The sequence below is a fragment of the Ruegeria sp. H3 genome, from assembly GCF_056533095.1.
The window spans coordinates 42,408-61,374 of sequence record NZ_JBQFOD010000011.1 but is presented as its reverse complement, the minus strand read 5'-3'; the positions used below and the strand labels follow the sequence as shown (position 1 = coordinate 61,374).

The window sequence follows — 18,967 nt, the reverse complement described above, 5'->3', positions numbered from 1 at the left end:
TCTCCTTGTTCAGGTCAGCGCATCAGCGCGTCGAGGGCTCCGCGCACGCGCGCATCCTCGGTTTCCAGAAAGCTTTGGCCCAGCTCATAGGCGCGCTGAATCTCGATCATGCGCGTGACCTGTTCGATCGCATTCACGTTGGACCCTTCCAGAAAGCGATTCAGGACAACGGGCTCATCGACGGGGTCGACATCGCCCTGAGGCCGAAAACGCGTGTTGCCCTCACGAACCAAAGTCGTGGGATCGGCCACCCGATAGATACCGATCTGCCCCAGCAACTGCCCATTCACGCTGAGCGTTCCATCCGCGCCGACATCGATGGTCGCCGCATCCGGCGGGACGAAAACTGGTGATCCATTGCTGTCCAAAACGGCTGAACCATCCGCGGCCACCAGATCACCTTGGGCATTTGGTGTGAAACTGCCCGCCCGCGTCAGGCGATTGCCTTCAGGCGTTTCGAGCATGAAGAATCCCTCACCCTCGATGGCGAAATCAAACTGCCCTCCGGTTTCGGTCAACACCCCTTGCTGCAAGGAGGTATTGCGCGCCTCGGCCCGGCTCATGGACAGGGATGGCGCGTTGGGCATATCGCGGATGAATTCCGAGAACACCAGCCCCTGCTGGCGGTAGCCGGTGGTATTCGCATTGGCGATGTTGTTCGCCACCAACCGCATTTCATTCATCAGCCCGGATTGACGGGATAAGGTGACATAGGCGGTATCCATCAGCGACCTCCGGCGATCAGCGGCACCAGAGTGCCCGTAAAAAAGGTGACAAGTGTCTGGGTCATGAAGCCCATGGAAATCCAGAACACGACGACAATGGCGATCAGTTTGGGCACAAAGGTCAGGGTCATTTCCTGAACCGAGGTAAGCGCTTGGAACAGACCAATGACCAGACCCGACACCAGCGCCACGGCCAAAATGGGGATTGAGGTGATCACCGCGATCCACAACGCCTGACGCACGATGTCATAGAACAGACCTTCGCTCAGCATCGCTCAGACCGGCATCCGCAGGATTTCCTGATAAGCTTCAACCACCTTGTTGCGCACGATAACGGCGGTTTCGACGGCCAGTTCGGTTTGCGCCAGTGCCTGCACCAGCGCATGTGGGTCCGCTTGTCCTGTCATTGCGGCCTGAGACATCTGCTCACTATGTTTCAGCGTGGCTGCAAAGTCCTGAAAGGACGTGCGCATCCCCTGCGCCATCGCGCCGTGATCGGGGTCAGCCTGCGTGGCGGGGCGTGCACCGGCATAGTTCTGCGCGGCGGTCAGGGATCGGATATCCATTCTGGCGTTCCTTTATTTCCGGAGTAATTCCATTAGCGACGACGACATCTTGCGCGTCTGATCGAACATCTTGAGGTTGGCCTCATAGCTGCGCTGCGCTTCGCGCGCGTCAGCGATCTCAATCATCAGATCGACATTCGAGCCCAGATAGTGACCGCTTTCATCCGCCATCGGATGGCTTGGGTCGTGCACACGTTGCAGATCTCGGCGATCCAGTTGTACGCGTCCGGCCTGCACCATGGCTTTGCCGTCCTGCTGTACGGTTTCAAACGGCACTGTCTTGCGCCGGTACCCAGGCGTATCCGCGTTCGAGATATTCTCGGACACATGACGCAGTCGGGCCGCCTGTGCTCGTAAGGCGCTGGCCGAGGCGGAGAGGGAGTGGGAAAAATCGCTCATCTCACCCCCCTCTTATCCGCGGCCCAAACTGGTGCGCAGAATGTTCATCGAGGACTTATAGATTGCCAGCGCGCGATCGTGCTGCCGCTTGACGTCGACGGCTTTCAGCATCTCTTCTTCCAGTGACACGCCGTTACCGTTCGGATCACCACTTGGGTCGGCTGCGAACTCGGCCCAGCTGTGCCCTGCCAGTCCGCCGCCATTCAGATGCCCCTGCCGTGTGGCCATCATCTGAGTTTGCAGACCGGTATTTTCGAAGGCTGATTTAAAGGCCTCGATATCGCGAGGCTGGTAACCCGGCGTATCTGCATTGGCCATGTTGCGCGCGATGACAGCCTGCCGTTGCCCGGCATGGGTTGCCATAGCGTGCGCTGTCTTAAAGACGTTCAGGTCATAGAACATCGGGGCTTCTCCCTCGATCGATTTCAATCAAGGCTTAACCCCGATTCCTTTAGAAACAGTTTTCAGAACTCAGTTGGAGAACCCACGATGTCAGATCTTGACCCGATGCTTCTGAAATGCGAATTCGACCGGATGACCACGGTAAGTCATGTCGGACTGGTATCTGGTGTGGCAAAAGGTGCCATAGAAATCAGTGGGTTGAACCATCAGGCGCGCATCGGCGATCTGCTGACCTTGCACCGCCGATCCGGGCCCGATTTGGGTGGCGAGGTACTGCACGTGGGCGCAGACCACATTCATATGATGCCCGGTGGCGCAGCCGATGGGGTGAGCCTGGGGGACAGGGTGATTCTGAACCCATCGCCGAGTTTTGCGCCCGGGATGCATTGGCTGGGTCGTGTGATCGACCCGTTCGGTAAACCGCTGGACGGCAAACCGCTGTTGCGTGGTACACAGGAACGCGACATCATGCACCCCCCACCCCCCGCTGTTGACCGCAAGCCATTGGGGGACCGGATGGCGACCGGTCTTGCCGCGCTCAACACCATGCTGCCCATCGTACGCGGGCAGCGCATTGGTCTGTTCGCGGGTTCGGGCGTCGGGAAATCGACCCTGCTGGCCACCTTGGCCCGGTCGATGCAAGCCGATGTGGTCGTGGTTGCTTTGGTGGGTGAGCGCGGGCGCGAGGTGAATGAGTTTGTCACCCATGCCCTTGGCCCTGAGGCGATGAAACGGTCGGTTGTAATTGCAGCTACGTCAGATCAATCTGCCTTGGCGCGGCGGCGGTGCGCCTGGTCGGCCATGTCGGTGGCCGAATATTTGCGCGATCAAGGGTTGAGCGTATTGTTGCTGGCCGATTCGGTCACTCGCTTTGCCGAGGCCCATCGTGAGATTGCCGTCGCGATGGGTGAAGCTCCTTCGCTGCGCGGTTTCCCTCCTTCGGTTACACCCCTGATCTCAAAACTCTGCGAACGCGCCGGGCCCGGCACGCCCGAGCAAGGCGACATCACCGCCGTTTTCAGCGTTCTAGTCGCCGGATCAGACATGGACGAACCCGTCGCCGACATTCTGCGCGGGGTGTTGGACGGACACATCGTGCTCAGTCGTGACATCGCTGAACGTGGTCGCTTTCCCGCGATTGATCTCAGCCGGTCGGTATCTCGATCCCTTCCAGCGGCGGCGACCGAGGCCCAGAATCAGATGATCACCGAAACCCGCAAGCTGATCGGCAGCTACGAACAATCCGAAGTGATGATCAAAGCAGGGCTTTATACCGAAGGTGCTGATCCGGTTCTGGATCAAGCCGTCAAAGTGCATCAGGAGTTGGATGACTTCCTGGGGAAAGCCGATCCTGAAGGGATTGAAAACAGCTTCAATCGCCTATCCCTGATTCTGCGCCGCGCCTCAACCAGCTTGCCGATGTAAGGCGAAATCCAAACAGTTTTAAGTATTAAACGGGCATTAAGACCTGCGCTGCTAAGCCTTTATTCGGGTGATAAAAAAGGTGGTGGAGATGGGTGCGCAAACCAATGCGGCGCCAATCATCATCAAGAAGAAGCGTGTGTCGGGTGGCGATGGCCATCACGGTGGCGCGTGGAAGGTCGCGTATGCTGACTTCGTCACGGCCATGATGGCCTTCTTCATGTTGATGTGGCTGCTGAACGCAACGACCGAAACACAACGCAAGGGGCTGGCGGATTACTTTTCGCCTGCTATCCCGATCAGCCCCGATTCAGGCGGGGGTGACGGGGCGTTTGGCGGCAACAGTGTATTTTCAGAAGAAACTCTGGTGATGGATGGCAAAGGGGCCACCGCGCGGTTTCCGACCGATGCGCGCAAAGCCCGCGGGACCACTGGTTTAGACGCCGATGGCAAGGGGGCTAAACAGGATTTCTCGACGCTAGAGGCGCAGCTCTTGGGTCGCACCGGCGAAAGCGTGGTGTCGGATAAGCTGTTGAAACACATCGTCACGCGAGTGACGGATGAGGGCCTGATCGTCGAGCTGTTCGATACCGAAGATCAGCCCTTGTTCGAATCGGGTACCAACAAGCCTACACCGGTGATGCGGGCGCTGGCCTTGCTGATCGCACGGGCATCAGATCTGGTCACCAACCCAATAGCCGTAGAAGGCCACGTCAGCGCCTCTCCGGTGGTTCTGGCCCATGACCCAGCCTGGGATGTGTCGACATCGCGCGCCCAGTCCATGCGCCAAATGCTGCAGGATAAGGGCGTTTCGCCACCCCGGCTGGATCGGGTAACGGGCCATGCCGACCGCAAATTGCACAGCGATGACCCGATGGCCCCTCGTAACAACAGGATCGAGGTGATTTTTCTGCGTGACCCCTAAAGGATAGAACGCATTTTACCTGTTAGCGCGCTGTTAAGGGGCAGTGCATTAGCTGTTGCATCACTGATTGACGCAACAGAAGGGCGTGCCGATGACAATTTCCTCTTCGCTAAATGCCGGTGTCGCCGCGCTGAAGGCAAATGCCAACAGGCTGGCGACGATTTCCGACAACATCGCGAACTCGTCGACCTTCGGCTATAAACGGGTCGAGACGGATTTTCATTCCATGGTCACCTCGGGCCAGGGCGGCAGCTATTCCGCCGGCGGGGTCAGGACCACCAGCCAACGTATGATCGACCAGCGCGGTTCACTGGTAACAACGAACAACTCAACCGATTTGGCAGTACGTGGCCGTGGGATGTTGCCGGTACGCTCTAGCTCGCAAGTCGTGGGCGGCTCGAATGAGATGCTGCTGACCACGACTGGCTCGTTTCGCACCAATGACCAAGGCTATCTGGTCACCGAATCCGGGCTGGTTCTGCTGGGGTGGCGCGCAAACTCCGACGGTACAATTCCCCCGGTTCCACGCGATACGCCCGCCGCGTTAGAACCCGTCCAGCTAAGCGTCAATCAACTGTCAGGCGCACCAACAACGCAAATGAACCTGAGGATGAACCTACCCGCGACGGCCACTGACGCTGGCGCACCCGGCGACACGCAGCCTCTATCGGTCGAATACTTCGATAATCTGGGCAAATCCGAGAGTATTGATATCGAACTGGTTCCAACTGTCCCGGCGACAGGCTCCAGCAACGAATGGACAATGATCTTGCGCGACTCGGCATCGGGCGGCGCCGTGATCGGGGAATATACACTCACCTTTACCGACAGTCGCACCGCCGGTGGGACATTGGCAAGTGTGACGACCGTTTCGGGTGGGGCTTACGATCCAGCCACCGGCAGTGTTGTCGTCAGTGTGGCGGGCGGCCCGATGGAGGTAAACATCGGCCTGATCGGCGACGCGGATGGCATCACGCAATTGTCCGACACTTTCGCCCCGGTTTCCATCACGCGCGATGGTGCTGCGGTCGGCACCATGACCAGCGTTCAGGTGGACGAAAACGGTTATGTATATGCACTTTATGATACCGGCGTCAGCCGCCGTATGTTCCAGATCCCGCTGGCGGATGTCCCCAATCCCAACGGCCTTACAGCACTGGACAGTCAGACCTACGCGCCCTCACGCGATAGCGGTACCTTCTTCCTGTGGAATGCGGGTGAGGGCCCAACTGGCTCGCTGATCTCATTCGCGCGCGAGGAATCAACAACCGATGTCGCGACCGAGCTGACATCCCTGATCCAAACCCAGCGCGCGTATTCCTCGAACGCGACGGTGATCCAGACCGTGGATGAGATGTTGCAGGAAACAACGAACCTCAAACGATAAACCGAGTTTCGGACATAGATAAGGAGCAGCGCCATGAACATGTCGACAGCTTTACATAACGCTTTGGGCGGTCTGACAGCGGCCAGCCGCGGCGCTGCCGTTGTGTCCGGCAACGTCGCCAATGCGCTCACGCCTGGTTACGCGCGCCGGTCACTGGAACTGACTACCAGCCCGATCTCGGGCAATGGTGTGCGCACTGTCGGCGTGATCCGTCATCAAGACCCGGTCCTGGTTGCCAATCGGCGCGCCACCGACGCGGATCTGGCGCAGCAATCTTCCTTGGCAGCGTTTCAGTCGCAATTCGCAAACCTTGTCGGTCCCGCGGATGATGCAACGTCACTGGCCGCGCGACTTGCGGCCTTTGATGGCAGCCTGATCACTGCATCCAGCCTGCCGGATTCGGCCCAACGGCTCGATCAGGCCGCCCGCGCGGGCCGCGATCTGACCAATGAACTGAATGCAGCATCCGAAGGGGTCCGTCAGGCGCGCTCTGATGCAGATCGGCGGATCGGGGCACAGGTGGAAAGCCTGAACCAGACGCTGAAGGATATCGAAGACCTCAACGCAAAGATCCCCGCCATTCGCAATTCAGGCGGTGATATCGGCGCCTTACAGGATCAGCGTCAGATCCTGATTGATCAGGTGAACACGCTGATCCCGGTCAATGTAATCCCGCGCGACAACGATCAGGTTTCGCTCTATTCCGATGGCGGGCTGATCCTGCTCGAAGGCAAAGCATCAGAGTTTGCCTTCACCACCACCGGCGAAACAAAACCCCATATGACAGTCGGCAATGGGCTGTTGTCGGGCCTGGAAATGAACGGAAACCCCATTCATACCGGCGGCGATACAGCACAAATACGGGGCGGGGCGTTAGCCGCTGAATTTACCATCCGGGATGAACTGGCGGTTGAAGCCCAGCTGCAACTGGATACGGTCGCGCGGGATCTCATCGAGCGCTTTGAAACGTCAGGTCTCGACCCAACGGCAGCCGCAACGGATCCGGGGCTGTTCACCGATGATGGCAGCCGGTTCGATCCTGCCATGGTCACCGGGCTGGCCGCACGCCTGTCGCTGAATACGATCGTTGACCCGGATGCCGGAGGCGACAGTTGGCGGCTACGCGCTGGACTTGGCGCAGCCACGCTGGGAGACCCAGGCGATTCAACACAGCTGCAAGCTTTTGGCGCAATCCTGAACGACGCAAGACCTGTTCCAGGTTCCCTGTTTGGCACCGGCAACCTGCGCGCAGCCGAAGTGACTGAGGCGTTGCTGTCTGACGCAGGCGCGCAGGCACACCGGGCCGAACAGCGCAAGACCTTCGCAACCGGTGCGCAGCAGCAGATGGCCCAGATCGAAGCTGAACAAGGCGTGGATACGGATCAGGAACTGCAGCGACTGATGCAGATCGAACAGGCCTATTCCGCCAATGCGCGGGTGATGACGGTTGTCGATGAACTTATGGAAACACTGCTGAGGTTGTAAGAATGACACTGACCGCAATTGGTGATCTGGCGCGCGGCATGACGTTGCGCACACGTGCCTCTGAGATCAAAGCCCAGATCGAAACACTGTCTTATGAGATGTCGAGCGGTAAGGTTCAGGATGTCTCGGGGCATCTTGGCGGCGATCTTTCGCATCTTCTGGATCTCGATCGCAATCTTGCCCGACTGGACGCCTACAAGATCGCAACGTCCGAGGCCGGATTGTTCACCGATGTGATGCAGCAAAGCCTGACCACAATTGACGAGTCTTTGGGTGAGATGTCGGCCAGTTTGCTGGCCTTCGGTACCGCAAACCAGACTTTGACGCACGAACAAGCCTCGGTTCAGGCCCGGAATGAGCTGGACACGATGATCGCGGCCCTGAACACACGGGTCGGCGGGCGCAGCCTGTATTCTGGCGTGGCAACCGATGTCTCTCCGTTGGCCTCGGCCGAAACCCTTTTGACGGCGCTTGAAACCGAGCTTGCTGGCCTAACCACGATGACCGACATCCGCACAGCAGCCGAGAACTGGTTCAACGATCCGACCGGTTTTGACGCGGTGATCTACCAAGGTTCAGATACACCTTTGGCGCCGATGCAAATCTCAGAAAATGAGCGGATTTCCATCCCCATCACGGCAACCGATCCGGCGTTCAAGTCGGCACTACGTGACACGGCCTTGGCCGCGTTAGCATCAGAAGACGCGCTGGCATGGTCCCCAACGCTGCGAACAAGCATGTTCACACAGCTGGGTGTCGATCTGGCCAACGCAAAAGATAAAACGGTCAAGTTAAGGGCCGAGGTCGGCGCGGCCGAGGCCCGAGTCGAACAAGCCGCTACCCGAAACGCGGCATCGCGCGTGGGCTTTGAATACAGCCGGAATTCCCTGATCGCAGCCGACCCGTATCAAACAGCGGCACAGCTGCAGACCGTGCAGTTTCAACTGGAGAGCCTTTATTCGGTTACGGTCCGCAATGCCAACCTGTCGCTGGTGAATTTCCTGAGATGAGAGTTCTTGCTTTCCTTTTGATCCTCCTTCTTCCCGGCCTTGCCTCAGCGGGGGCAATCCGGCTGAAAGACCTTGTGGATTTCGACGGCGTTCGCGGCAACGACCTGGTCGGATATGGTTTAGTCGTTGGCCTGAATGGTACGGGCGACGGCCTGCGCAATTCACCGTTCACCGAAGAGATCATGTCAAACATCCTTGAACGTTTGGGCGTAAACGTTAATGGCGAAGATTTCCGGCCCAAAAACGTTGCGGCCGTCCTGGTGACAGCCAGCCTGCCCCCTTTCGCGCGCGTTGGCGGCCAGATTGACGTAACCGTTTCTGCGATCGGCGATTCCGGCAGCCTGCTTGGTGGGACCCTTATTATGACCCCACTAAATGCGGCGGATGGTCAGATTTACGCTGTGGCGCAAGGCACGGTTTTGGCAGGTGGGGCAGTTGCCGAAGGCGATGCCGCCTCGGTCGTACAAGGTGTTCCTACCTCAGGTGTCATCCCGTCTGGCGCGCGGGTCGAACGAGAGATCGATTTCGACCTCTCGGCTCTTACACAAATGCGTCTTGCCTTGCGTGAGCCGGACTTCACCACCGCCGGGCGGATCGAAACTGCGATCAATACAGAGTTCAACCGCGCGGTGGCCATAATGCGGGATTCCGGTACGGTCGAGCTGAATATTGCGGCCACGCAATCGGTATCAACCGCCCATGCGATTGGGCGGATTGAAAACATCCTTGTTGAACCGGAAACCAAAGCACGCGTGGTGGTTGATCAGAGATCGGGCACTATCGTAATGGGGCAGGAAGTCCGTATATCACGGGTCGCGGTTTCACAAGGAAACCTAACATTGACCGTGGAAGAGGCGCCCATTGCCGTTCAACCCAACCCGTTTGCCCGAGGCGAGACCGTAGTGGTGCCTCGCACCGTCGCCGGGATCGAGGAAGAAGAAGGCACAGGCTTGGCTGAAATCCCCGAGGCCACGACCTTGTCCGAGGTTGTCGCCGGGCTGAACGCGCTCGGCGTGTCGCCCCGCGATATGATCGACATCCTGAAGACGATCAAAGCCGCCGGCGCGCTTCACGCAGAGTTCATTGTGCGTTGATAGGGGGCCACGCCTTACTTGGTTTTCCAGCTGTCCAACCAGCGGCGGAATCCCTTCTGTCGCTCCTCAATCGCATCACCCGCCGCATAAAAACCATCCTCGACACCATCGAGCATCGGATCGATGCGGCGCTGCCGGAACCTGCGCCAGCGCACCCAGATCGCCCAGACAATGGCAAAGAAAACGGTCAGGAAGATGATATTGAACCATGGGATCAGACGCACATCCGGGCCATCTACATGTTTTAGAGAAACCGCATTGGGAAAAATCGACATAAATTCGTTGCGCCAGCCATAATGAGTCACCGCAACCCAGTCAGGGTCATCCTTATCCGAAATCGCATCATTGGCCTCTGTGTAAAGATTAGCAGTATCGAACTTAAAATAAGGCGGCCAACCCCAGCTAGTGTCTTCGTTTCTGTAAACGATCGGCTTGCCATTTGCGCGCACCGCCTGGATGAACTGAACATCGCGGTTCGACAGGCTGGTCGATTGATCATCCGGCTCGGACCAGAAGATCCGGGTCCAGTCGTTCAGATCCTGACGTTCTTCGTATGTGTTCACGATCCTTACGATATCGCGCTGTGGCAGGGAGTACTGCAGAACGACCGCAATCGTACCCCAAAAGATGATGATCAATGCCCATTTCAAATAGGCCATGCCCGAACCCTCACATATAATTCACAATATAGATCAGCGCGCCAATCGCCACCCACGGCACGATATAGACACCCAAGATCAGTTTGCGTCGAAACGAATTGTCATACACGTGCAGACCGCGTTCGACAAAGGCTTGCTTGTTGCCTTGCTTGCCCTTTTCATCCCACCAGGTTTCCAGCTTGCGGCGGCGTGCGCTGCGTGAGTAGAGAGACAGTGCAAAATATGCAACCGTCTGGATCACCAGCAGGATCAGAAACAGGCGCATCGCTCCGAACATCTTACCCTTTCCTTATCGAGCTCCAAGGCCCAACCCGCGCGATCACATCCTCGCTGACCCGGTCCTCACCGGACATATCCGGCTCAGGCCCGAACAAGGCTGCGCGCGCGCCGGCTTTGTCCACCTGATACTCGCGCTCAAGAAAATCAGCAACATAGGCTTTCTTGGGTTCCGACCAGCCTTTGTAGGTTTTATAGAACAGCTCTTTATGACAAATAAACATCTGGCGCGGGTCCAGCGGGGCCAGCTCGGCCAGTAGCATGTTGACCAGATCGCGCTGTGGCGTATCCGCCGCGCGCAATGTGTAGAAATAGGCCGGATGGTCCGAGGTGATCCGCGGCCAAGGCCCTCCGTCAGTGGCCCAGCGCAACAGCTGGGCCAGACCGTGATAGGCATCCGGCAAGCGATCTGCATGGGTGCGCGCCAAGCGCCGCATATCGCTGCGATCCAAACCCGTAAGGTCAACATCGGCATCGGCGGCTGCGGCAACGGTCAGAAAATCCATTTTTTGCTGAAGGATCGCCGCCGCATCCACCCCGCGCGCCTTCACGATGGGTTCGACCAGATCGTTATAGTCGAGGAATTTGGCAATCTGGTTCCGTTGAGACGGGTCAAACGTGTACTTGATTTTCAGATCGTCGGGCGTTTCACCCATGCAAATCGCCGCTGGGTGATCAACGTCCGGGAACAGGTACAGCCCGCCGAAATGCGCTGTCCAGAAGTTGCGCTGCTCAAACGCCGTGTGACGCAAGCGGACCGGATTGCGGGTGACGTCGCCGGTTTCCTTCGCCGTTTCGATCATCTCGGCGATCAGCACGTCGTCGAACCAGGCGTCTTCTGCTGTTTTGAACTGCTCGACCATGCCTGCCAGCTGCTCGGCCTTGCGCAGCATGCCGCCTGCGGTATCGGCCTCAATCTCGATCTTGCGCAGGTTCAGCAGATCATTGGGTTTGGTGAGTTTGAAGACCGAGTTCACCAGCTCTCCGGCCACCGCATCCGTGGCGGTCAGAGCGAAGAGCTGCGCCTCGTTCATCTCGATAAACTCGCGCAGGATATCGCGTGAAGTCGAGAATTTGACATTCAGCAAAGGCGCGCGTTTCTGCTCGGTCGTCAGCAGGATGAACTGCCGGTTGACCCCGTTGGGGTTGAGGTAGAGCGGGTCGTCCAGCTCAATCCCCACCTCCGGCGAATAGCCCGAGATATCGACATGGAAATCCGTCAACGCCGTGGTCTTGCCCGCCAGATGCTGCAGCGCACGGTTATACCGCTCGACCAGAGCCGGGCTGGAGATGTGGACGAGATTGCCGAACATCAGGCCTTTTTCGATGAGGCGGATCAATTGCTTTCATCCTGAGTTTCACTTGCCTCTTTTGGAAGCGTTAAAAAGATTTCTCTAAAAACCTGCAGTTCGCTTAGAATCTCGGAGACTAACAAAGTTTCAATCCTAACTTTGGTAGGTGGTGATACGAGCTTTCTCATCTCACAAATTTCTTCGAAGCGCTCGATCAAATCGCTTAGCTCTTCAAGAACTCCATCTTCCGGTCGCTTTGCATCCTTTGAAGGTTCATAGGTTTTTAGAGTTTTCTTAATACGTTCTAGTAGCCGCGGAAAAAACAAGTCAGGTGTTGGAGCCTCCACCAGAACACTCTTGGCTGCATCTCGCTGCGGCCACGGCATGTTATTTGGTTTTTCGACGATTTTGTGCAGGCCCTGCATATCAAAGAGCCAACCAACAAAGTAGATAGCTTTGAAGCGCCTTATGAGATGCGCTTGAAGATTTTCAAGTCTGCGTTGAAGCAATGCGTCGTTGCGATCCTCGTCTCTTTGTTTCTGTTCTTCTAGGAAAATATCTCCTTGCAGTTTGAGCAATTTGACTTGTTCGCTTTGAGCTTGAGCCATGTCTTGAGTGGCGAGCCTTTGCTCCCGAAGCTCTTGCCTTTGAGCCGCCAGCTCCTGCCCTTGCAACCAGACCGTCGCAATCAACCAAACAAACGCTAAAGCACCCGCGAAACCCGCAAGCGTGTCCCCAACTTCATTGGGTGCAGCTTTAAGAAAGTATCTCCATTTGCTTTCCTCACAGGTCTCGGATCCAAAAAATGTAGCATCACAAACAGTCAGATGGGCGGTCCAGAAACCAAACGCTATAATCGCTACAGTCGCCACAACTCCCCAGTAAATGGGGTTAGACACGCGGCGCGTTTTGAGGTTGTCTGTGGACTTCACACTTTCCCCTCCAAATACCGCCGCTTGGCCTCTTCCATCCGGCCCATCTCACGCACCGCGTTCTCGATAGCGACCTCGTCGCTCTTGTCGGCATAGCGGAACTCGCTGTCGGCGTAGCGGTTGATCTCTTGCATCACCATCTCAACCGTTATCGGCTGGCGCAGGTCCTCGATCATCGCTTTCTTGGTGTCGTAGTCGCGGAACAGGAACAGGTCGGGGTTTTCCATCCATTCGTCGGGCAGTTCGAAATCCATCGCACGGACCTTGACCGCGTCGGTGATGTTCTTGATCGCGCGGCCAGTAAAGCGCTCATCCGCCTGTTGGATCGCCTTGAGGTATGTGCCCAGCTTGGCGATCGTGTCCATCTGGCCGATCTCGCCCGACACCCGGTCATAGACTTGCAGCAAGGCGTCCTCATGCGGGCGGGCGTGGCTTTCGAAACTGGCGGCGACGGCCTTTTTGATTTCCTGCGCGGCATAGGCTTCGTGTTCGCCCAGCGGGATGTCGTGGTTGCGGCCCATCAGCAGGTGCAGGATGTCGATGTAATCTTCGCGCGTTTGCGGCCCGTCCACCAGGAACCGCGCGCCCGCCCGCTGGCGCAGGGCGTCGTCCACATTCTCGGGGTAGTTCGAAAACATGCCAAAGGTGCAGTTGCCGCGCACAACGGTGTTGGCCCCCGCAAAGCTCTCCATCAGCACCGCGGTGATTTCCAGTTGCCCGGCCGAGGACTGCCGATCGCCGCGCTTGCCCGCCAGCTGGTCGATATCGTCGATGGTGCCGAACCCGATGACCGAGGGGTCGATGATCGTGTTGATAAAGGCCTTGGCGTTCTGGCCGGATTTGCCCTGATAGCTGTCGATATTGTCGGTGCTCAGGTTCTGATAGCGGAACGGGTAGCCCGCGTTCTGGCAATAGTCGTTGATCAGCCCGGCCATCATCTGGATCAGTGTGGTTTTGCCGGTACCCGGTTTGCCGTCACCCATGAAGGTAAAAATGAACCCTCCGAGTTCTGCAAACGGGTTCAGTCGGCGGTCAAAGTCATAGGCCATCACCATCTTGGCCAGCTTCATTGCCTGGTACTTGGCGATATGGTTGCCGACCACCTCGTTCGGTTTCTTGAACGTCATCGTCAGGGTGGTGGATTTCGCCTTCGAGGCCGGCTCAAACCCCCGGATCGTGAGATCATCGGCCTCTATATGCCAGGCGGAGTTTTGGAACGAGGCAAGATGGCCAGCGGATTGCGCACGCAGGGCAACCTTGTCCATCAACTGCTCGGCATAGGCACTGATGGTGGCGATCAAATGCGCGTCGTCGGGGGCGTGTTTGGCCAGCACCTGATCCAGCTCCCACAAGGCACCGTGCAGGGCAAGCTGGCCATTGTCGGTCAGAACCTCTTCGATCTCACCAAGGTCAACCGTGTTTTCGCCCAGATGAGACGACATCAGATAAGCCAGCGCATTGCCCAGCACATGAGATGTGATCAAAGCCTCAGCCGTCAGCAATTCCGAAAACTCGGTCTTTCGCGCAACAGGCAAATCCCCCGCCAGATTGGCCCGCTTCAAATCGGCCAACGGAGTCTGTTCGGCATATGCCTCGGCCACGGCCAGTGCGATTGCAATAGCGCGCCGAATGGCTTGCTGCGCTGTGGCCTGAGGGGGCGAGACCAGCGTATCACCATGATCCGAGGCCTCGATCCGCTCAACCAGATGCACCCCATCCGCCCGTACCGTGCGCCGCGTCACCAAACCGGGCGTGGTCGATCGAAACCGCCGCCCCGTCGATACACCCGAGGACCGCTCAACTGCCACTTCAACAGCTTTGGCAATACGCGGCGCATGTTCGAACCCGTTCAACAAGGCCGTCGCCGCAGGGTAATGCTTGCGAATATCGTCTTCGCGCAATTCCATCTGATCTGACGTCAAACTCATCTCAAAAACCGCCCATTCTTCTTCTGTTCAAAAATACCTCCGCCGGAGGCAAAAATTCTAATAGCGCAACACCTGCCCGGCCTTGCTGACCACGAATTTGCGCACATCGGCAAAGCCCCGCGGGTTGCGCTCGGCCAGAACCTGAAACGGACGTTGAGGCAGAATGATCGAGCGCTGCATGCGCGTCGCTCCGGTCTCAGCCCCTTGCCCGCCAAACGGGTCCAGCGCAAACACCTCACGCTCGACGGTCGAGAACCACCCGGCGCGTTCCTCGATCACCTCTTCGCTCTCCAGCTCCTCAGTCGTCCAGGCCAGCGCCCAGTCCTGCCCCTGTGGCGACTGCGCGTCCTCTAGCACCTGCCGCAAGGGGCCAGATTGCTCGGTAAAAGCCGAGGAATACATCGGACCCACATGGATGCGGCGCAGGTTTTTGGGATGCAGGTCGTTAAAATCCTGATCGAAGCCCTTGGCGATGGTCACCAGTTTCAGCCCGCCTAACGATTGCGCCATCAGATGCGCCTGCACCTCGGGCCATCGACGCTGATCCTTGGGCAGGGCTGTCTTACCGCTATCCTCCAACTGCATCAGGTAGATGACCGGCAGATTGATCTGGCTGTCATAAACCGCCCAATGGATCATGAACTTGCGCCGTTCACCCTCATTCCCGATCCAGTGGCATTCAGGATCATTGCGCGCCCAAAACAGCTGACCTTTCAGCAATTCCTCATAATAGAGCCTTTGGGACAGCGCGAATTGCAGCTTGGTGGGGATTTCGCGGTCGCCAATGATCGTGCGGACCATGTCGGTTTTCAGATCATCGGTTGAGGGCATATTCGCCAGATGCACCTGCGCCTGCTGCGCGTCATTGGCCATGGTCAACAATTCAGCCGCCACCGGAAATCCACTGTCGCGCTTGTCCATGGCGAGGCTGCCAAAGAACCGCCCCGTATCGCGCCCGACCAGCAGGTATTTCATGCTGAGCGCCCGGAAGGTGTAGAGCAACCCCGAGAGGTAGCGCGACACGATCCGCACCTCTTGCTTGCTGATCGCGCCCTCAGCCTCCATCGTCGCGGCCACGCGCAGGAGGTGGACGGTGATCACCTCGAATTTGCGGAAATAGCGGCGCGAGGCGAACGTGTCGGTCAGGCCGACATGGTCTTGGGTTGGGTTAGTCATTGGGCATATGTGAGCGGCAAATTTTTGTCCTGCAATCTTCAAGTTGAGTTAAGAAAACAAATAGATAGAGCCCAACCGCGCCGCTCACAGGCAGCCCCCATTGCAAAAACAACGGAATTCCTAGGAACATACCTGCGAAGGGCAGAGCCCATTCTCTTCTGTATTTTTGCCACAAGTTTTTTGAGAGAACTGCTTCTCCAAAGCTAATATGCTGGTCTAGTTCTTCGGCTTGCACCGCGAAAATGGAGATCAAAATCTTGCCCGGTAGCAGGGTCCAAATCGCAATCGCACTTAACGTTGGGACATCCGCAATCAGTCCAACACCAAATGCAATTGCGAGGGCCACTGTTAGAATTGCCAACACGGCTAGAGAGATTTCTCGCGCAGTATAACGCACGCCCTCAGCCCCCGTACAAATTCTTATCATGCTTTTCGACAATCGATGCAAACCGGCGGGCAAAGCGTTCATCCGCTTTGGCCTTTTTCTCCAGCACGTCGCGGGCAAAGACCATGTGGTCTTCATGCGCCTCGAGCATGTCGGCCATTTTCTGGTTGGTCGCGGTGCCGATGGCAGCCATTGCCGTCTGAGCCTCCTGGTCAGTCTGCACGCCGATCTCGTTGATGCGGTGGGCCACGTCCTGCTGCTGCGCGGTCTTCAGCGATTTGGTCAAGGCATCATACAGCACCACGCGCTGTTGCGTGTCTGTCTGCAGCTTGTTGATCAGCACCATCTGCGTCGCCGCCTGGTTCTGCAGTGAATCGACCCAGGTCTTGCCCTTTTCGATATAGCGCTCCAGCGTCTGTGACTTGGCCAGCTTGACCTGCTCTTCCTGAACCTTGGCGTTGTACTGCTTGTTCAACTCGGCCAGTTCGGTTTCCAACTGGGTGCGTGCGGCCGCGTCTTGTTCGACGCTGATCTTGTTTTCCAAGGTGATGATCGTCGGGTCCATACCCTGAATTTCGGCGCGCAAAGCCTCCAGCTCGGCCACCGTCGCCTCGCGGTCGTCCAGCGTGACGGTCAGGTTGTCCTCGACCTTGACTCGCTGGTCCTCCAAGACGGACAGTTGCCCTTCCAGCAGTTTAACGATCACGTCGGATTTGGCGATTAGGTCCTGCAGCTTGTCATCAATATTGGCGGTGCGCATGCGTTCCTGCCGCATCGACTCGGATTTACCTTTGGAGAAGACGCCGACAAAGGACTCCCACCCGGTTTTCGAGCGCATCTCGTCGAAATCCTTGGAAAACGCGCTGGTCACGTCGTCGAGACCCATGATCAGCTCGGCGATATTGGCGTTCATCACCTCTGTGTGAGAGTGCACGTCTTCAAGCGTGGCGTTTTCGATGTCGATATCCGCCTCGGCCGTGCCGATCTTGGCGCGGGCCGCTTCGATCCGTGACGTCAGATTCTGGATCTGCGACTGGCTTTCGCGCACTTTGCTTTGCGTTTCTTCAATCAGCGCTTCAAATTGCTGGTTCGACATCTCTGCTGTCCCCTTTTTATCTAATTACCCAATAAGATAGGGAATGTTACGATCATTTACATCCCTTTGGGTCCAAATTTCCACCAGACTTTGGCAAACTCGCACCAAAAAAGATAGGTCCGAGGCCACCGGGCAGCGACAGTAATTTGATCAAATCTGGATTGATCCGATGGCTATAGTGGACATAGACAATCCTAACCTCACCTGATTGAGTGCGCGCAACACTAGAACTGCCGGAGGCTGACCCATGCTGGACGCAACAACCGATCTGAAATCCATTCTGAAAAACCCTGACCTGTTGGTGACCAAGGCCTATATCGGCGGGCAATGGATCGATGGGGACGATGGCACCTTTGCCGTCACCAACCCTGCGCGCGGCGATGTGGTCGCTGAGGTTGCAGATGTCAGCCGCGCTCAGGTTGCCGGGGCGATTGCCCAAGCTGAGGCCGCGCAAAAGGAATGGGCCAAGCTGACCGGCAAGGAACGCGCCGTGATCCTGCGACGCTGGTTCGATTTGATGATGGAAAACGCCGAGGATCTGGGCAAGATCTTGACAGCCGAACAAGGCAAGCCACTGGCTGAGGCCGTGGGTGAGATCACATATGGCGCGTCTTTCATCGAGTTTTTCGGCGAAGAAGCCAAGCGGGTCTATGGTGAGACCATTCCAGGCCATCAGCGCGACAAGCGGATCATGGTGCTGAAACAGCCCATTGGTGTGGCTGCGTCGATCACGCCTTGGAACTTCCCGAATGCGATGATCACCCGCAAGGCAGGCCCGGCTTTGGCTGCAGGTTGCGCGTTTGTCGCACGTCCGGCGGCGGAAACGCCCCTGTCGGCGTTAGTTCTGGCATTGCTGGCCGAACAGGCCGGCATCCCGGCAGGCGTGTTCAATGTCGTGCCATCCTCCAGCGCCAGCGAGGTCGGTAAGGAGTTCTGCGAAAACCCCGGCGTACGCAAACTGACCTTTACCGGCTCGACCGAAGTGGGACGCATCTTGCTGCGACAGGCGGCGGATCAGGTTATGAAATGCTCGATGGAACTGGGCGGCAATGCACCGTTCATCGTGTTCGACGATGCCGATCTGGATGCCGCCGTCGAAGGCGCCATGATGTGTAAATTCCGTAACAACGGCCAGACCTGCGTTTGCGCCAACCGCATCTATGTGCAGGCCGGTGTTTACGACGAATTCGCAGCCAAGCTGAAAGCGGCTACCGAGGCGCTGAAGGTCGGCGATGGCCTGACCGAAGGCACCACAACTGGCCCGCTGATTAACGCCGAAGCCGTCGCCAAGGTTGAAGAGCATATCAAGGATGTCACCGAAAAAGGCGGCGCAGTTTTGACCGGCGGTTTGCCCCATGATCTGGGTGGCACCTTCTTCCAGCCGACCATCGTGACCGGCGTGACTCAGGACATGATGGTGGCGCAGGACGAAACCTTTGGCCCGCTGGCCCCATTGTTCAAGTTCGAAGACGAAGATGACGTGATCGCCATGGCCAATGACACGATCTTTGGTCTGGCCTCGTATTTCTACGCCAAGGACCTGAGCCGCGTCTACAAAGTGGCCGAGGCGCTGGAATATGGCATCGTCGGCGTGAACACCGGCATCATCTCGACTGAGCTTGGGCCGTTTGGCGGCGTCAAACAATCCGGCTTGGGCCGCGAAGGCAGCCATCATGGCATGGAAGACTATCTGGAAATGAAATACGTCTGTCTGTCGGTCTGATCTGAACTGGCCCCGGCGCTGCGCAGCGCCGGAGCCATTTGGTTTGTCACAAAACTGCAAACAAATCGTCACATCCCTGCAATGA

The 18,967-nt window shown here is 57.5% G+C and carries 20 protein-coding genes; 7 read left to right on the top strand and 13 right to left on the bottom strand.

Annotated elements, in window-relative coordinates:
- Nucleotides 1–14 precede the first annotated feature (14 nt).
- From ACR0JE_RS13835 to ACR0JE_RS13815, 5 genes are read right to left on the bottom strand one after another with little or no spacing between them, the layout of a single operon-like run.
- Nucleotides 15–725 carry a flagellar hook-basal body complex protein gene (locus ACR0JE_RS13835; RefSeq protein WP_480545202.1) on the bottom strand — a complete coding sequence of 237 codons (711 nt, stop codon included), beginning with the start codon at nucleotides 723–725 and terminating at the stop codon, nucleotides 15–17.
- Nucleotides 725–997: a flagellar biosynthetic protein FliQ gene (locus ACR0JE_RS13830; RefSeq protein ID WP_480545203.1), complete on the bottom strand. Its 273-nt coding sequence runs from the start codon at nucleotides 995–997 to the stop codon at nucleotides 725–727. Before ACR0JE_RS13830 ends, ACR0JE_RS13835 begins: the two co-directional genes overlap by 1 nt.
- A gap of 3 nt (nucleotides 998–1,000) precedes the next feature.
- Nucleotides 1,001–1,291, bottom strand: a complete 291-nt coding sequence (gene fliE / locus ACR0JE_RS13825) for a flagellar hook-basal body complex protein FliE (RefSeq protein WP_480864571.1) — start codon at nucleotides 1,289–1,291, stop codon at nucleotides 1,001–1,003.
- Nucleotides 1,292–1,303: 12 nt separating this feature from the next.
- Nucleotides 1,304–1,690 carry a flagellar basal body rod protein FlgC gene (flgC, locus tag ACR0JE_RS13820; RefSeq protein ID WP_480864570.1) on the bottom strand — a complete coding sequence of 129 codons (387 nt, stop codon included), beginning with the start codon at nucleotides 1,688–1,690 and terminating at the stop codon, nucleotides 1,304–1,306.
- A 12-nt stretch (nucleotides 1,691–1,702) separates the two neighbouring features.
- A complete protein-coding gene (locus tag ACR0JE_RS13815) occupies nucleotides 1,703–2,092 on the bottom strand; it encodes a FlgB family protein (RefSeq protein WP_480864569.1) in 390 nt (129 codons plus the stop codon).
- Between the two features lie 87 nt (nucleotides 2,093–2,179).
- Between ACR0JE_RS13815 and ACR0JE_RS13810 the strand changes: the two genes are divergently transcribed.
- From ACR0JE_RS13810 to ACR0JE_RS13785, 6 genes are all read left to right on the top strand, one after another.
- Nucleotides 2,180–3,517, top strand: coding sequence for a FliI/YscN family ATPase (locus ACR0JE_RS13810; protein WP_480864568.1), 1,338 nt, complete (start codon nucleotides 2,180–2,182; stop codon nucleotides 3,515–3,517).
- A gap of 88 nt (nucleotides 3,518–3,605) precedes the next feature.
- Nucleotides 3,606–4,439, top strand: a complete 834-nt coding sequence (locus ACR0JE_RS13805; protein ID WP_480864567.1) for a flagellar motor protein MotB — start codon at nucleotides 3,606–3,608, stop codon at nucleotides 4,437–4,439.
- A 91-nt stretch (nucleotides 4,440–4,530) separates the two neighbouring features.
- Complete coding sequence (locus tag ACR0JE_RS13800) at nucleotides 4,531–5,826, top strand: flagellar hook protein FlgE (RefSeq protein WP_480864566.1); 1,296 nt, start codon at nucleotides 4,531–4,533, stop codon at nucleotides 5,824–5,826.
- Between the two features lie 33 nt (nucleotides 5,827–5,859).
- Nucleotides 5,860–7,311: a flagellar hook-associated protein FlgK gene (gene flgK / locus ACR0JE_RS13795; protein ID WP_480864565.1), complete on the top strand. Its 1,452-nt coding sequence runs from the start codon at nucleotides 5,860–5,862 to the stop codon at nucleotides 7,309–7,311.
- Between the two features lie 2 nt (nucleotides 7,312–7,313).
- Nucleotides 7,314–8,321 carry a flagellin gene (locus tag ACR0JE_RS13790; protein WP_480864564.1) on the top strand — a complete coding sequence of 336 codons (1,008 nt, stop codon included), beginning with the start codon at nucleotides 7,314–7,316 and terminating at the stop codon, nucleotides 8,319–8,321.
- Nucleotides 8,318–9,415, top strand: a complete 1,098-nt coding sequence (locus tag ACR0JE_RS13785) for a flagellar basal body P-ring protein FlgI (RefSeq protein WP_480864563.1) — start codon at nucleotides 8,318–8,320, stop codon at nucleotides 9,413–9,415. The genes ACR0JE_RS13790 and ACR0JE_RS13785 overlap by 4 nt, the downstream gene beginning before the upstream one ends.
- 14 nt (nucleotides 9,416–9,429) lie before the next feature.
- On the opposite strand, the gene ACR0JE_RS13780 is transcribed toward ACR0JE_RS13785, so the two are convergent.
- The 8 genes from ACR0JE_RS13780 to ACR0JE_RS13745 are packed head-to-tail and all read right to left on the bottom strand — an operon-like array spanning nucleotide 9,430 to nucleotide 17,159.
- Complete coding sequence (locus ACR0JE_RS13780) at nucleotides 9,430–10,074, bottom strand: DUF1523 family protein (protein WP_480864562.1); 645 nt, start codon at nucleotides 10,072–10,074, stop codon at nucleotides 9,430–9,432.
- A gap of 10 nt (nucleotides 10,075–10,084) precedes the next feature.
- On the bottom strand, nucleotides 10,085–10,351 hold the full coding sequence (locus ACR0JE_RS13775; protein WP_480545212.1) for a hypothetical protein: 267 nt from the start codon (nucleotides 10,349–10,351) through the stop codon (nucleotides 10,085–10,087).
- Nucleotide 10,352: 1 nt separating this feature from the next.
- Complete coding sequence (locus ACR0JE_RS13770) at nucleotides 10,353–11,690, bottom strand: DUF6638 family protein (protein WP_480864561.1); 1,338 nt, start codon at nucleotides 11,688–11,690, stop codon at nucleotides 10,353–10,355.
- Nucleotides 11,687–12,574 carry a hypothetical protein gene (locus tag ACR0JE_RS13765; protein ID WP_480864560.1) on the bottom strand — a complete coding sequence of 296 codons (888 nt, stop codon included), beginning with the start codon at nucleotides 12,572–12,574 and terminating at the stop codon, nucleotides 11,687–11,689. Before ACR0JE_RS13765 ends, ACR0JE_RS13770 begins: the two co-directional genes overlap by 4 nt.
- On the bottom strand, nucleotides 12,571–14,502 hold the full coding sequence (locus ACR0JE_RS13760; RefSeq protein WP_480864559.1) for an AAA family ATPase: 1,932 nt from the start codon (nucleotides 14,500–14,502) through the stop codon (nucleotides 12,571–12,573). The genes ACR0JE_RS13765 and ACR0JE_RS13760 overlap by 4 nt, the downstream gene beginning before the upstream one ends.
- 57 nt (nucleotides 14,503–14,559) lie before the next feature.
- Nucleotides 14,560–15,678, bottom strand: a complete 1,119-nt coding sequence (locus ACR0JE_RS13755; RefSeq protein ID WP_480500556.1) for a hypothetical protein — start codon at nucleotides 15,676–15,678, stop codon at nucleotides 14,560–14,562.
- On the bottom strand, nucleotides 15,671–16,075 hold the full coding sequence (locus ACR0JE_RS13750) for a hypothetical protein (RefSeq protein ID WP_480864558.1): 405 nt from the start codon (nucleotides 16,073–16,075) through the stop codon (nucleotides 15,671–15,673). The genes ACR0JE_RS13755 and ACR0JE_RS13750 overlap by 8 nt, the downstream gene beginning before the upstream one ends.
- A gap of 4 nt (nucleotides 16,076–16,079) precedes the next feature.
- Entirely contained in the window at nucleotides 16,080–17,159 is a 1,080-nt protein-coding gene (locus ACR0JE_RS13745; protein WP_353012710.1) for a coiled-coil domain-containing protein, read from the bottom strand.
- 247 nt (nucleotides 17,160–17,406) lie between these two features.
- Here ACR0JE_RS13745 and ACR0JE_RS13740 point away from each other — a divergent pair, with 247 nt between their 5' ends.
- Nucleotides 17,407–18,882 (top strand): NAD-dependent succinate-semialdehyde dehydrogenase, encoded by a 1,476-nt coding sequence (locus tag ACR0JE_RS13740; RefSeq protein WP_480864556.1) that lies wholly within the window; start codon nucleotides 17,407–17,409, stop codon nucleotides 18,880–18,882.
- Nucleotides 18,883–18,967: the final 85 nt, after the last annotated feature.

What these genes read in the sequence shown, in the direction of transcription:
- ACR0JE_RS13745 (WP_353012710.1), bottom strand. Translation starts at nt 17,159, where the DNA reads ATGTCGAACCAGCAATTTGAAGCGCTGATTGAAGAAACGCAAAGCAAA.
- ACR0JE_RS13815 (WP_480864569.1), bottom strand. Translation starts at nt 2,092, where the DNA reads ATGTTCTATGACCTGAACGTCTTTAAGACAGCGCACGCTATGGCAACC.
- ACR0JE_RS13805 (WP_480864567.1), top strand. Translation starts at nt 3,606, where the DNA reads ATGGGTGCGCAAACCAATGCGGCGCCAATCATCATCAAGAAGAAGCGT.
- ACR0JE_RS13780 (WP_480864562.1), bottom strand. Translation starts at nt 10,074, where the DNA reads ATGGCCTATTTGAAATGGGCATTGATCATCATCTTTTGGGGTACGATT.
- flgK (WP_480864565.1), top strand. Translation starts at nt 5,860, where the DNA reads ATGAACATGTCGACAGCTTTACATAACGCTTTGGGCGGTCTGACAGCG.
- fliE (WP_480864571.1), bottom strand. Translation starts at nt 1,291, where the DNA reads ATGGATATCCGATCCCTGACCGCCGCGCAGAACTATGCCGGTGCACGC.
- ACR0JE_RS13835 (WP_480545202.1), bottom strand. Translation starts at nt 725, where the DNA reads ATGGATACCGCCTATGTCACCTTATCCCGTCAATCCGGGCTGATGAAT.
- ACR0JE_RS13740 (WP_480864556.1), top strand. Translation starts at nt 17,407, where the DNA reads ATGCTGGACGCAACAACCGATCTGAAATCCATTCTGAAAAACCCTGAC.
- flgC (WP_480864570.1), bottom strand. Translation starts at nt 1,690, where the DNA reads ATGAGCGATTTTTCCCACTCCCTCTCCGCCTCGGCCAGCGCCTTACGA.
- ACR0JE_RS13775 (WP_480545212.1), bottom strand. Translation starts at nt 10,351, where the DNA reads ATGTTCGGAGCGATGCGCCTGTTTCTGATCCTGCTGGTGATCCAGACG.
- ACR0JE_RS13830 (WP_480545203.1), bottom strand. Translation starts at nt 997, where the DNA reads ATGCTGAGCGAAGGTCTGTTCTATGACATCGTGCGTCAGGCGTTGTGG.
- ACR0JE_RS13810 (WP_480864568.1), top strand. Translation starts at nt 2,180, where the DNA reads ATGTCAGATCTTGACCCGATGCTTCTGAAATGCGAATTCGACCGGATG.
- ACR0JE_RS13790 (WP_480864564.1), top strand. Translation starts at nt 7,314, where the DNA reads ATGACACTGACCGCAATTGGTGATCTGGCGCGCGGCATGACGTTGCGC.
- ACR0JE_RS13755 (WP_480500556.1), bottom strand. Translation starts at nt 15,678, where the DNA reads ATGACTAACCCAACCCAAGACCATGTCGGCCTGACCGACACGTTCGCC.
- ACR0JE_RS13760 (WP_480864559.1), bottom strand. Translation starts at nt 14,502, where the DNA reads ATGAGTTTGACGTCAGATCAGATGGAATTGCGCGAAGACGATATTCGC.
- ACR0JE_RS13800 (WP_480864566.1), top strand. Translation starts at nt 4,531, where the DNA reads ATGACAATTTCCTCTTCGCTAAATGCCGGTGTCGCCGCGCTGAAGGCA.
- ACR0JE_RS13785 (WP_480864563.1), top strand. Translation starts at nt 8,318, where the DNA reads ATGAGAGTTCTTGCTTTCCTTTTGATCCTCCTTCTTCCCGGCCTTGCC.